General features: G+C 44.6%; 12 protein-coding genes and 1 pseudogene. 9 read left to right on the top strand and 4 right to left on the bottom strand.

Annotated features, from left to right (window positions below):
- Positions 1–91 precede the first annotated feature (91 nt).
- From BMW65_RS24635 to BMW65_RS00060, 3 genes are all read right to left on the bottom strand, one after another.
- The gene (locus BMW65_RS24635) at positions 92–1,033 is read right to left on the bottom strand and encodes a collagen-like domain-containing protein (protein ID WP_177180929.1); all 942 of its coding nucleotides are present in this window, start codon (positions 1,031–1,033) and stop codon (positions 92–94) included.
- A gap of 216 nt (positions 1,034–1,249) precedes the next feature.
- The gene (locus BMW65_RS24010) at positions 1,250–1,447 is read right to left on the bottom strand and encodes a hypothetical protein (RefSeq protein WP_177180928.1); all 198 of its coding nucleotides are present in this window, start codon (positions 1,445–1,447) and stop codon (positions 1,250–1,252) included.
- Between the two features lie 217 nt (positions 1,448–1,664).
- Positions 1,665–2,204 (bottom strand): C40 family peptidase, encoded by a 540-nt coding sequence (locus tag BMW65_RS00060; protein WP_090601802.1) that lies wholly within the window; start codon positions 2,202–2,204, stop codon positions 1,665–1,667.
- A gap of 439 nt (positions 2,205–2,643) precedes the next feature.
- Between BMW65_RS00060 and BMW65_RS24390 the strand changes: the two genes are divergently transcribed.
- The 4 genes from BMW65_RS24390 (at position 2,644) to BMW65_RS00040 (ending at position 5,466) form a co-directional block, all read left to right on the top strand.
- Positions 2,644–2,922 (top strand): VOC family protein, encoded by a 279-nt coding sequence (locus BMW65_RS24390; RefSeq protein ID WP_218145309.1) that lies wholly within the window; start codon positions 2,644–2,646, stop codon positions 2,920–2,922.
- Between the two features lie 124 nt (positions 2,923–3,046).
- On the top strand, positions 3,047–4,420 hold the full coding sequence (locus BMW65_RS00050) for a serine hydrolase domain-containing protein (RefSeq protein ID WP_090601800.1): 1,374 nt from the start codon (positions 3,047–3,049) through the stop codon (positions 4,418–4,420).
- Between the two features lie 4 nt (positions 4,421–4,424).
- A complete protein-coding gene (locus BMW65_RS00045) occupies positions 4,425–4,901 on the top strand; it encodes an RNA polymerase sigma factor (RefSeq protein ID WP_090601799.1) in 477 nt (158 codons plus the stop codon).
- A 4-nt stretch (positions 4,902–4,905) separates the two neighbouring features.
- Entirely contained in the window at positions 4,906–5,466 is a 561-nt protein-coding gene (locus BMW65_RS00040) for a hypothetical protein (protein ID WP_090601797.1), read from the top strand.
- A gap of 107 nt (positions 5,467–5,573) precedes the next feature.
- Here BMW65_RS00040 and BMW65_RS00035 read toward each other — a convergent pair.
- A pseudogene (locus BMW65_RS00035) lies at positions 5,574–5,726 on the bottom strand (ORF6N domain-containing protein); the annotation flags it as partial.
- Between the two features lie 322 nt (positions 5,727–6,048).
- Between BMW65_RS00035 and BMW65_RS00030 the strand changes: the two are divergent.
- The 5 genes from BMW65_RS00030 (at position 6,049) to BMW65_RS00010 (ending at position 12,131) form a co-directional block, all read left to right on the top strand.
- Positions 6,049–6,702 (top strand): RpnC/YadD family protein, encoded by a 654-nt coding sequence (locus tag BMW65_RS00030; protein WP_090601793.1) that lies wholly within the window; start codon positions 6,049–6,051, stop codon positions 6,700–6,702.
- A 95-nt stretch (positions 6,703–6,797) separates the two neighbouring features.
- Positions 6,798–7,007, top strand: coding sequence for a hypothetical protein (locus BMW65_RS00025; protein WP_143053740.1), 210 nt, complete (start codon positions 6,798–6,800; stop codon positions 7,005–7,007).
- Between the two features lie 576 nt (positions 7,008–7,583).
- The gene (locus tag BMW65_RS00020; protein ID WP_090601790.1) at positions 7,584–8,747 is read left to right on the top strand and encodes an AAA family ATPase; all 1,164 of its coding nucleotides are present in this window, start codon (positions 7,584–7,586) and stop codon (positions 8,745–8,747) included.
- A 2-nt stretch (positions 8,748–8,749) separates the two neighbouring features.
- Positions 8,750–11,344, top strand: a complete 2,595-nt coding sequence (locus BMW65_RS00015; protein ID WP_177180927.1) for a winged-helix domain-containing protein — start codon at positions 8,750–8,752, stop codon at positions 11,342–11,344.
- A gap of 517 nt (positions 11,345–11,861) precedes the next feature.
- Positions 11,862–12,131 (top strand): hypothetical protein, encoded by a 270-nt coding sequence (locus BMW65_RS00010; RefSeq protein ID WP_090601787.1) that lies wholly within the window; start codon positions 11,862–11,864, stop codon positions 12,129–12,131.
- Positions 12,132–12,356: the final 225 nt, after the last annotated feature.

Below are 12,356 nucleotides of genomic sequence, written 5' to 3'. Positions count from 1 at the left end.
ATCGGGATTTGTGTTGGTCAAATATAGGGATAAAAAGAAATGGATTCAGTTGATGTTCCCTGAATCCATTTTTTTCTGTCGGCCATTCGGGTTAATCCTGAATCCTGAAAAAGCGGGATAGTTGAGCTTGGTCCGTGACGTCCACCCCACTGTTTTGTGCCATCGCTACTGCCGGCCTGGGCACGATAACCACTCTGAATTGTATCCCCGGCGCGGTAGGTGCGGCATTGGTGCTGTAGTGCATTCGTAGGGTTACACTTCCTTGCCTGATGCCGTAGGAAAAATGCACGGTTCTGCCGGATTCAAAATAAGAGATGGGCAGCGCTGACCACGGATCTCCCCAAAAAAAGCCGCCGTACACAGCCACCAATCCGTTGTTGACCACGTCGGTTGTGATTTCGGATGTTGAAAGCGTAGCGGTCACATAATTTGTCCCGAATAGGGTTGTCTGGCGCCACGTGATATTTCCGGGCGTGAAAACAATGGAGGTTACATTCGCATTTCCGGTATCGCCTTTGGGCCCTTTTAGGCTGACTGGCGTACCCCACGCGTTATTGGTTTTGGGACCATATAGATTACCTAATTCCCGATCGATGTAAAAATCCCCATTGGCGCCCAGGGAAGCTGCCGGGGCGGTAGTACCGCTTAGTATCTTGCTGCCGGCGGCACCTGTCGCACCCGTGGGGCCTGCGGGCCCTGTTGCGCCTCGAGGACCTGCGGGCCCTGTTGCCCCCTTGGGCCCTGTTGCCCCTGTCGCCCCCTTTAAGTTGAGTGCGGTGCCCCATCCATCAGCTGATTTGGGGCCATACAACAGGCTGTTTGTGCGATCGAGGTACATGTCGCCGATTTTTCCGAGTGCTGTGGCAGGCTGGCCGCCCCCGCTGTAAAACATCGATCCATCTTCGCCGGCGATGCCTTGAATGCCTTGTTCTCCCTTTTCGCCTGGAGGACCTTCCGGGCCGTCCTTGCCACAAGCTATTATGGTGATACTGAACAACAGAAAAAGATGCTTAAGCAATGCAGATGTTTTCATAATTAAGTAATTATTGTGAATAATAGTGCGAAGGTAGGCGTAGGTAGTATCGTCTTGTGACGGAATTTTATGAACGGCGGGTTTGGGTTATTGACTGGCAGTTTCAAACTTAACAGCGGAGGAACTCATGGCGTACAATGCACGCATATAAGCCAAGTGAGATTGGAAAAACGCGATGAAAACTTTCGGTTTTTATGTAGATTCGCCTACGATTAGTTAATCCGATAAATTGTAATGGAAACAATGAAAGCAAAACTTATTTCCCTGTTCGCTGCGGCCGCTATTTTCGCCGCTTGTGGAGGCAGCAGTTCTAATGATGATCACAACCATGATGGTCACGATCATGAACACGCTGACCATGACCATGACCACGCCGATTCCACCAAAGTGGAAGACCATGAAGGACACAACCATTAGTTGTCCTGCGTTTTGCTTTGTTTGGCGAAGGCATTTTTAATACACTCAATTTCCAACTTCAGTTCGGTGTGGCCTGTTCGCTTTTCAATACGTTGTAGAGCATGAGAATGCCGTGTCCGGCGAAAGCCAACGGCAAGTATTTGGAATAGTACCATGCCCTAAGGTCGCAATTTCCGTTGGATGCAGTTAAACTTTCGATTGGAAATGAATTGGATTATATGACCCGGATCACCTTCATAAACCGGTTTTTGTAGCTGCCTTCCAGCGCCGTTTCTGTAACGGCCTTGGCCTTGCCTGAGCTGGCGTGGATAAAGCGCAGCGCCTTGTCGTTGTTTGACAAGACAATGCCTACATGCCCGATTGTCCTCCTTGCAGGATTGGTGCCGGTAAATAGGATGATATCGCCTGCTTTGGCGTCCGATAAAGGGACGTTTTGCCCGGTCTTACCGATGGCGGAAGAACTTCTTGGTAACGTAATGCCGAACCGTCCGAATACATAGTGGACAAAGCCGGAACAGTCGAAACCCCGGGACGGGTTCGCCTCGCCATATTTGTATTTGACCCCAAGCAGTTTCTTGGCAAAAGAAATAAGATCCTGCTCAGACCAGTCATCCACGGATAGTAAAGAATTTTTCCGAAGGGGAACCCCTTGATCGCTATCGGTTTTAGTGATAGGGATAGCCTGTAATGAAATGGTTGTGATCAGAAGAAAAACCATAAGGCAGGAGCTCCTTACACGTTTGGCTGCATTCATGTTGGCAAAGATACGGAAAATAAGGTAACTGTTACATAAAGTGGATCTACAGGCAATAGCGGCAATCCATCAAATGATATCGAGCCATACCTTCACGGGTATGGCTTTTTCATTAAGATATCTGTTTTTACTGTTTTCCAATGCGATGAATTTAATAGGGCGAAAAAAGAGAAGCCAACGACTTGGCTGGAATACACCGGTTCCATCGGCAATCGTCAGTACGATCTACCGCCCGATTTAGTATCAGAAGCCACGCACATAGCAGAAAAGACCAAAGCCGAAACTATACAGTTTGAATTGAAAGTAAACAACACTTTGGTACATAAAAGCCGTGTAGAAAACAGGAAACCGGATATTGACGGGCTAAAAGTTCCTTCTTGGGATGACGTGATCAAGCGGGAGTATGAAGAATGGGATATAAGCTTGGACGGGTAACACAATGAAATTGGGTTTACTACTGCGTGGCATGATAGCCAACAATAACGCCGACCATTGGTGGGAAAAGATCAATGAAATCAATAGTAATAAAGATGATAACATCCAATTGACCGCGCCGGAAGACCGCGCGTGGGGAATACGGGACTTTACGTTGCTAGACCCATCGGGCGTAATGTGGAGGATAGGAAATCGACTCAGGCTCCTCAAGGTAAAATTCCAAGTTCATTCCCTGTTCGGTTACAATTCGGGCGATAAAATAGGCCACGCCGAGTTTTTGTAATTCCATCGAGAAGAGCCTTCAATATCACCCATATCTCCGTTTCCGTCGACTTTTATTGAAGTGGCTTCTTGATTTTCCTAGCTTGTTTATGTAAGTTTTTTTTCGCCTTCGCGACTAATGCGGTATGATGATTAGAAAAATAACATGCGCTGCCTTACTAATGCTGGTAGGGTTCATGGGGGTTGGGCAGCCCGTCATTGATACGGCTGCTGTACATGCCTATTTTTCCATGCAGCAGGAGCAAATTGGATTCAATGGTGTGGTTCGTATCACGCGCCGGGATCGTGTCCTCTACGAAATGGCCTACGGGTTGGCTTCCCATGAGTTGGGAACGCCCATGAAGACAACGGATGTTTTCAGGATCGCCTCCATCAGCAAACCTTTCACAGCCATACTTACATTGCTCGCATGCAAAGAGGGGTTGCTCCGCGAGGATGATTCGATTGGACGGTTCTATCCGCAGTTTACCGATCCGGTTTGGCAAGGAATTACCATCCGGCAGTTGCTTACCCATCAGTCAGGGATTCCGCACAATGAAGGTATCGCTGATTACTGGCGAGAAAAGGCATTCTTGCCGCTGGATCGGGAACGGTGCCTTTCCGAACTTTTTGCTATGGAGCTCCTGTTTGCCCCCGGTGAAAACAGCCACTATTCCAGCCCTGGTTATTTCCTGCTTGCCGATATACTGGAGCAGGTTTATAATCAATCATACGCCGCATTGGTAAGCGAGAAAATTACCGCCCCACTGTCAATGGGCAGCACAGGTGTGTATGACGGGCGTACCATCGTTCCCGGTATGGTCACCGGATATCACCAGATTGGCAACCGTCTTATAGCCGCTCCCTACCGCGACCCCAGCCTCATGAAGGGTTCGGGCAACCTGTACACGTCGGCAGCAGATCTTGCCGATTGGCTATTTTCATTGGGCAATGGCCGATGGCCTGAAGACGTGGTTTCGAAGCTGTTTGAAGTAGAATCTACTGTACCGATGGCAAATGCCGATCGCTATGGCTATGGATTTTACTACCGTCAAGGGGCAGACCACCAAAAAGCAGCCTGGTACCATGGTGGCGGTACGTTTGGCTGTTCTGCGATCGCGGTATGGTACCCGGAAGACCAGGCATCGATTGTGGTGCTCAGCAACGTATCCGTCCTGCCCGTCAATCGGCTATGGGTAGATTTAGAGGGCATCCTAAGCGGGTTCGTGCCCGACATGCCCCGGCAATATAGCAATATCCAGCTAACCGATTCGGCGCTGAATCGGTTAGCTGGTACATATGCCGCCCAGGGGGCGGAGCTATCCGTTATCGCTCACCAAGGTCAGCTGTATGCGAAGCTCGGTGCCAATCCTCCTTTTGAACTTAAAGCCACGGGAACCATGACGTTTTTCGGGCCCAAAGCGGGTGTCCGTATCACCTTCCGGACTGGTCCACTCGGGAACATCACCGGCTTGATCGCCGAACGCGACGGCAAACCCCTTACCTTTGAAAGAAAATAGGCTGATGGACGAAATACAATTTTCGGCATTGATTGATCAGCACCAAGCGATGATCTGGCGGGTGTGCCGACTCTATTGCAACCACGCAGAAGACCGCGAAGACCTTTTCCAGGAAATCGCCATCAAGCTTTGGCAGTCGCGGGCATCATTCCGTGGAGACGCCAAATTCACCACGTGGATGTACCGCATCGCACTGAATACCGCCATTACATCACTGCGCCGCAGGCACCCTGCCATAAGCTACACGGGTGAAATGCCTGATGTCGCAGCCGAGCAGCCGGATGAAGAAGCGGCTGGCCGGTATGAAAAGCTTTCCAGCGCCATCCGCCTGCTGGATGACACGGAGAAAGCCCTCATCACGCTTTATCTGGAAGGGCTGAGCTATGCAGAGATGGCCGAAGCGTTGGGTATCACGGAGAATTATACCGGCGTAAAACTCAGCCGGATTAAAGACAAACTGAAAACGATGGTTAACTGTTAGTATTATGGATTTATATGAATTGAAAAACCTGCTGGAAAGTGAGGAGCGTCCTAAAAAGGACCGTTCGGAAATCCGAACCCTATTGAGCGCCAAGCCCCATCCCGTGCTGCGCAATGTACGCAGGCAGGTCATCATTGAAGCGATAGCATGGGGTGGTTTTCTGTTCTTGGTTTACACGGCATTTGATGCAGACACGAAACCGCTTTGGCTCGGGTTATTGATCGTATTGACGGTATCGGCTTACCTGATTCACCTCTTAGCAGGCTACGCCCAGATCGTTGCTATGCCGGCCGACAAACCGCTTGCCGAGTCGTTGTCATTCGCCTACCGGCGAATGCGGCGGTTTGCCATGCGCAATTTGTTGCTCAGATCCCTATTGCTTGCGGCTGTGCTGTTCTTTTTTGGCTACGGGATCAGCTTCACCCCCGGAAAATATGGGGCGTTGCTTGGAATTGCCGTTGTTTTTATTGTCCAGTTACTACTCAATCGTGGGCTGTGGCTGCGGCGATTAAGGCGATTACGTGACGCCGTCGCCGGTTTGACGCTATGGAATAAACAATTTTGAATATCAATCTTGGAAAGAGAGTGAGTGCCATCGGGTACAGATACCCCCAAAAAGGTCAAGTCGACCGGAATAGATGATAAGATAATTAGTATTTCTGATTTCTTATTTTACTTTGATGAGCATCCAAACAAACTATAGTACTCCCCATGCTCTGTGAACACATATGGTTCGTTCCGTCGTTCTCCCCAACTTGCGGTCACAATTTGTGACCGCAAGTTGTCCCGTTCCTCCTTTGTCAATTGAAACATAAAGTCGCTGGGAAATCGCTCTTTTTACAGGATACTTTTCAATATAGTCTTTCATCATTTCATCCGGCTCTTTGCCGGCAGCCTTTTCTATAAGCAGGAACTCGTAAGGCTCCAGTGCGTCGGTGTTGAAATAGATGTATTTCGATCGCTGCTCCGCAATTCCTGTCTTAGCACGAATATTTTCAAAGCTATTTTCGTTGTCTATAATAGCTATGTATATTTTGTAAAGATGGGAATTTAGGATCCCAAAAAACTGTTGGCGGATTGGAAAGATAAAATAATTAGCAATTTCCGGCAGTTTGTTTTATATTTGCCTCCGCATCGACTATGAAACATGGCTGAACCTAAAAAGACCAACGGCAATGGCAGGCAGGATGATCGGCTCTGGAAAGCTGTGCTGGAGCATGTGTTCCGCTATTTCCTGAAATTCTTCTTTCCAGGTGCGCATCGGATGTTCGATTTCAATAGGGATTTTGAGTACTGGGACAAAGAATTGGACGAGCTTTTTCCCGAACACCGGCAGGGGGGCAATAAAGGCGTTCGTTACGTGGATAAGCTGGTCAAGGTTTTCCTCAGGGATGGCGGCGAGCAATTCATCCTTTGCCACATAGAGGTCCAGTCGCAGAAAGGCAGGGGTGATTTAGCCAGGCGCATGGCAGATTATTACATCAAACTCAGGGAAAAGTACAGGGTACCCGTCACGGCCATTGCCATACTTGGGGATGGCAATAAGGACTACCGGCCATCGGGTTACGAGGAAGGGCTGCTGGGCACCAGGCTCACGTATGAGTTCACCATGAACCCCTTTGCTGTGGTGGTGCTTACGGCTTTGATGGCCATCAAGCAGAAGGATGCAGACGACGATACACTGCTGGGCGTCAAGCGCGACCTGTATTCCGAGATGAAGGCCCGTAAGATGCCAAAGCACACGCGCGCAGGGAGATCCGAATCAATTCGTTATGTTTCATCTGTCACGATTTGTTTTTAATGGCAGATGAGCGATCGAAAAGTTTGCTTTCCTCTTCAAACTTTTCTAAGTTTGAAAGTGAAACAGCTCAACTAGAAGGAAGGAGCACCGAAACTATGGGAACAACGGAATATTTACTGGACAAGGCTGAACGGAAAGGTATCGAAAAAGGCATTGAAAAAGGCGCAGAAGCCAAAAGTTATAAGGTGGTGGCCAATCTAATCCAGCAATTGGGATTGGATGATGCGGGTGCAGCAGGAGTGGCTGAAGTACCAATCGATTTCGTGCAAAAAGTCCGGACCGATTTGGCCAAGGAAAAGAAATAACGGTAATGTTTTACCAGTAACGATAACGAGCCATACCTTTACGGGTGTGGCTTTTTCCATTACTTCTTCTCCGCCGCGATATCGGTTTTCCCGCGGAGATCCGCATAGGCGGCTTGGTTGGTAGCTTTCTCTATGAACCGAATCGCCACGACAAGAATTTGCCGTTTCGCAATGTTACGGCGATTTTACCGATTTCAATGCTGTGTTGGCCCAGTTCAGATTCAGGGGTGTCAGGATTTAGTTTCATGAAAGTGTCTTTTCCGGTTCGTGGCTTTTTGAAGAATCCAGCGGATAGGAGCGCATGTAACTTTTCAGCTCGGTTCGGTACACCTTTCTCTTTATTTACGTATGCGTAATGAAAAGAACAAGATACCGATTTGGCACCGATGGGAAAACCTTTTATTCATATCCTTTTTCATGAATCATACCGCTTTGGCGCTCAGTATCACTTTGCAAGCAGCTTTAAGGGCCTTTGCTTATGAGGGAGACCAGCACCGTGGTTAACAACAAAAAAATTGTCAACTATTTTGGCAATAAAAATTTTGTCATTATATTTGGCAATAAATTTATTGTCAAATGAAGAATAGTTTAGGGAATCCGGCAAGAGGCGATGCATTTTATCCGCGGGGCGTCGAGGTCAGAAAGATATACCGAGTGTTGGGTAAAGGAACAAGTATTTATCTCTCTGCTCCAAGAAGAGTTGGCAAAACATCCATTCTTAAATACATCGAGGAGTTTCCTGAAGATGGCTATTATTTCATATACGTCATTACTGAATCCGTTGATTCGGAAAATGAGTTTTTCAAGGTGATTTTTGAAGAGTTGGTTCGCAGTGAAGCAATTGGCCGGTTGAGTAAATTGTACGATGCCATTAAAGGAGGGTTTGAAGCTGTATTAGGTAAGGTCAAGAAAGTTTATAATATCGAATTCCGAGAGACGGGTGAGACAGATTATCACCAGATATTAGTCGATCTCTTTGGGCATCTCAAACCAGAATACGGACATGTGGTCGTACTTATTGACGAGTTTCCACAAACCATCCAGAACATTCTGAACAAAGACGGGGCACAAGCTGCCGAGCATTTTATTCAACGCAATCGGGAGTTGCGGCATCATCGGAATGTGATTGATAAAGTCCATTTCATTTATACGGGATCCATGTCGCTCTACCCTATGGTTGAAAAAGTGACAGCGCTTACAGCGGTAAACGACCTGCGGACAGTAGAAGTGGCGCCTTTGTCCTACGGTGAAGCCTTGGATTTCATTACCAAGTTGCTTGGTACGGACGACGTTGTTGTTGAAGAGGAAATACTTAAGTATACGCTTGACAAAATGCGTTGGCTTATCCCATTTCACTTGCAGCTTATCGCGCAGGAAATCGTGGAGGTGTACGAGACAACCGGCAACAAAGTTGATCGGGAAGCTGTTGATCAAGCGTTCGACCAGATTGTACACTCCAGGAATAAACCCCAATTCGAGCCATACTTTGCAAGGTTGGCTACGCTATTCAAGGGAGGTGAGCATGCTTTCGTGTTTGAAGTGTTGGAGTACATCGCCGAAAATGACAACATTGATCATGATGTATTGAATGATAAGCGTGTTAAGCATCATGTTGAAGAAGTAAAACGCATCATGGATATATTGGAAGGAGATGGGTATCTGTTTAAAGGAGAAGGCCATATTTATCGCTATACTTCGCCGATTCTCCAACTATGGTGCCGCAAACATATATGCAAATAGCTATGAGTGTAAAAACGTTATATAATCCGGCGACATTGTCAAAAGATGAGTTGGTAGCTAATTTTGTCGTTCGAACTAAGGTGTTTGACAAGATATTCAAGGATATCAAATCGAGCACCATGAAATATCCGGAAAAACACTACCTCATACAAGGGCAGCGTGGGATGGGAAAGACGACCTTACTGCTGCGACTAAAATACGAGATAGAAAACACTCCGGCGCTAAACAGTTGGCTTATACCGGTATTTTTCGGTGAAGAGAATTATGATTTAACTTCACTTTCAAGGCTATGGGAGAAGCTGCTGGAATATCTCGACGATGAATGGGACACTGGAGGTATTCACTACGAGCATACCGAAGCCTTTGTTGATTTCGATGACTACGAGAAGCGATGCTTTGAATACCTGATAGAAACATTAAGGGCCAACGAAAGAAAAATCATTCTATTCTTTGATAATTTTGGGCAATTGTTTTTGGACAACCTTAAAGAGAAAGAAAAAAGGCGGTTACGAGAAGTGCTAATGCACTGCAAGGACATTCGAATAATTGGAGCATCTGCTATTGTATTGCAGGATTTGCATAACTATTCTGAACCGTTCTATGAATTTTTCGACATCATTCACCTAAACGGTCTTAGCAAGGAAGAAACCTTTCAACTTATCGAGCGGCTACAAGAGCATTGCGAAAATAAAATAGATCTGAAGAAGAGTAAGGCAAAGATCGAGACGCTCTCCGTACTTACCGGTGGGGTGATCCGCACATTGATGATGGTCTATCAGTTATTATTAGATGACCAGGACGGATCCGCATTGAACGATTTGGAGATAGTACTTGACCAAGTAACGCCCCTATACAAGCATCGCATTGAGGATCTGCCAGTGCAACAGCGTCGAATTGTAGATGTTATTGCGAGACGTTGGGACGCGGTTAGTGCTAAAGATATTGCCGGTCAGATTCGCGAAGATGGCAAATCGATGTCTACTAAGTTGATATCAGCACACTTACAGCAATTAGAAAAAAACAATGTCATAGAAAAAAAACAGACTGATACGAAAAATAATCTCTATCAGCTTAAAGAGCGTTTTTTCAATATTTGGTATTTAATGCGGAATGGTGATCGCAGAGACAAAATGCGCGTCATCTGGCTTACAAAATTTTTGGAATTGTGGTATGAAGATGAAGAAGCATTAGATGTCTTTTTGCAACGGCATTTAAAACAATTGAGGTCTGGAAAATATCATGCGAAATCTGCGCTTTTGATAGCTGAAGCACTTTTCAATTCTGACAAATTAAATCTAGAAAGACAAAACTTACTTTACAAAGAAACCGCGGCCATCCTGAATTCGAAGGAAAAAAAACTATTAGACAGTCCTAGGAAACGTAAAATGCTAAAGGCATATGCATATTATAAAAAAGGTCAATTTATCGAAGCAGCCAAAGTTTTAGAAGAGATTAAAAACAAGAATGTAGACGAAATTGCCCTGTACGCATGGAGTCTTGTAGGCAAGCAAGATTACGAAGGTGCTATTAATACGATTTCTCAAATAAATCCAAGTGAGAAAGAAGATGTTATTAATATCGCTATTTTGTATTTTGTAGCTGGAGCGCCAGAAAAGACTTTCCGTTTGCTAAACGAAAAATCGATTAAAGATGAGCCTAAAGTAGCCCTCTTAAAAGGAGATGCATATCTTAAACTTGGAAACATCAAATTGTCAGAAAAATACTATCGATTGGCCGCAAAAGGGGATTCAGATTATAAGGTATTTGCCCTAGAGCACCTTTCATCTATTTTAATCGAAACGAAACGTTATGAAGAAGCGGAAAAAGCATTGTTAAGTGCTTTGAAGCTAACGCCACAAATAACATTATACAAAAAGTTGCTGGATTTGTATTTGTTTGTCAAAGAACGGGATGAAGCTAGTTATAAAAAATCGGCAGCGATTTTGGAATTAAATACAATTCAACCTGAAAAATCTAAAGACGCCGATCTGTTATTATATCAAGGAATTGTGGAGTTATATGAGACAAGTGCTAACAAATACAGTACCGAAGCCTTCAAGCGAGTAAGTAATATATTTGAAAAAGCGTGTGCAGCCTATATAAAAGGGGGATTAGAGAACTATAATCCGTCAAACTTGTTAGTTGCTTTCTATGTCTGTATGATGTTTTATAAAGATTTTTTAAGGGATAAAGGGAAGGCGATTCACTTGTTCAATAGTGGGGAGGCGCTTTTCGATACCTTGTTGTGGAAGCTGTACGGCCTATTTATTAGTGTTTGGACAGGTGAATATGAGAATATTGAAAAAGAACTAATTGATATTCAGAGAGATGACTTATTCAAAGATAATGGGAGAGAGCATTTAGTATTTAACGAAATCCTTTTGTTGTTAATGTCTAGGAAACAATACCATATCGCACTAAATGTTTTTAACAATTTTAAGAACTTGGAAGGACTTTTTAAACCCACATATTATGCTTTGATGACGTTTTTGAAGGACGAGTACCCTAATGAAATCATAAAAATGGGGAATGAACTTAAGGAACCAGTGGACGATATTTTAAAAACCATATCAGAGATGGAAAACGACTATAAGTAGAACACTAAGGCTGATTTATCTGCACAACTGTTAAAAACTTATGTCACTAACTTAAGACAAAATATAAGTATATTTGTACTAAGTAATTTGGATTACAATCAATTGATTATATTGAGGTAATAAAAATACAATAAAAATAATAGTAATGGATAGCAGTTAGAATAGATGGGATGGTTTTATAAAAAATAAGGTCCGGGTGTTGGTAGCGCCCGAACCCTATTAAACCATCTGCACTTGGGATGAACCAAGGCCACTGATGTTGAATATTTACTTTTAGAACGGGCGAAATTAAGAATTGTTTTAAATAATACGGTTTTTATTTCGTCACAATATCGTAGCCTTACCTTCCTCCGTGCTGCAGGGTCGGTTTTTGCCCTGCGCCTCATGACCATCAAAAACAAGTTTTTGGATTTAACGCGACCGATCATCGTCAGCCATTGCTATTGATCCTTTCACTGGATCTGGTGGATTCATGGTAGATGCTTGGTCGGGATTGGAAAAATAACGAAAAAATAAAATGGCAGTTTATATTGTAAGCTACGACCTCAATAAAGGAGGTCAAGACTATGAAGGACTATATAAGGAGCTTAAGAATTCGCCCTCCTGGTGGCATTATCTAGATTCGACATGGTTGATTTCTACTTCCGAGACCGCTGAGCAGCTTTATGCCAGAATAGGAAAACACATCGATAAAAATGATTACGCGCTCACGATTGAAGTCCGGAGAAATTATGAAGGCTGGTTGCCCAAAAAAGCATGGGAATGGATTCGGGAACATATAGGATAACGATAACAATAACTAAGAAGAAAAGAATGAAAAGAAATAGAACTTTTAAAATACTTTCAATAGACGGCGGGGGAATCAAAGGTTTATATTCGGCATCTATTTTAAAGAAATTCGAAGATACTTTCGGATGTATGATACTCCCTATTTGCTGGACAACTTTTGCACTAAGTTAAGATATAATCACGACACATTTTTAATTTGCTGATAGAACCTTTCATCGGGTGT

This window comes from Parapedobacter koreensis (assembly GCF_900109365.1).
Taxonomy (GTDB): domain Bacteria; phylum Bacteroidota; class Bacteroidia; order Sphingobacteriales; family Sphingobacteriaceae; genus Parapedobacter; species Parapedobacter koreensis.
This window is presented reverse-complemented; position numbering and strand designations above follow the sequence as displayed.

Excerpts from the sequence above, each read along its gene's own strand:
- BMW65_RS00050 (WP_090601800.1), top strand. The coding sequence starts at position 3,047 with ATGATGATTAGAAAAATAACATGCGCTGCCTTACTAATGCTGGTAGGG.
- BMW65_RS24010 (WP_177180928.1), bottom strand. The coding sequence starts at position 1,447 with ATGGTTGTGTCCTTCATGGTCTTCCACTTTGGTGGAATCGGCGTGGTC.
- BMW65_RS24390 (WP_218145309.1), top strand. The coding sequence starts at position 2,644 with ATGAAATTGGGTTTACTACTGCGTGGCATGATAGCCAACAATAACGCC.
- BMW65_RS24635 (WP_177180929.1), bottom strand. The coding sequence starts at position 1,033 with ATGAAAACATCTGCATTGCTTAAGCATCTTTTTCTGTTGTTCAGTATC.
- BMW65_RS00040 (WP_090601797.1), top strand. The coding sequence starts at position 4,906 with ATGGATTTATATGAATTGAAAAACCTGCTGGAAAGTGAGGAGCGTCCT.
- BMW65_RS00045 (WP_090601799.1), top strand. The coding sequence starts at position 4,425 with ATGGACGAAATACAATTTTCGGCATTGATTGATCAGCACCAAGCGATG.
- BMW65_RS00030 (WP_090601793.1), top strand. The coding sequence starts at position 6,049 with ATGGCTGAACCTAAAAAGACCAACGGCAATGGCAGGCAGGATGATCGG.
- BMW65_RS00015 (WP_177180927.1), top strand. The coding sequence starts at position 8,750 with ATGAGTGTAAAAACGTTATATAATCCGGCGACATTGTCAAAAGATGAG.
- BMW65_RS00025 (WP_143053740.1), top strand. The coding sequence starts at position 6,798 with ATGGGAACAACGGAATATTTACTGGACAAGGCTGAACGGAAAGGTATC.
- BMW65_RS00060 (WP_090601802.1), bottom strand. The coding sequence starts at position 2,204 with ATGAATGCAGCCAAACGTGTAAGGAGCTCCTGCCTTATGGTTTTTCTT.
- BMW65_RS00020 (WP_090601790.1), top strand. The coding sequence starts at position 7,584 with ATGAAGAATAGTTTAGGGAATCCGGCAAGAGGCGATGCATTTTATCCG.
- BMW65_RS00010 (WP_090601787.1), top strand. The coding sequence starts at position 11,862 with ATGGCAGTTTATATTGTAAGCTACGACCTCAATAAAGGAGGTCAAGAC.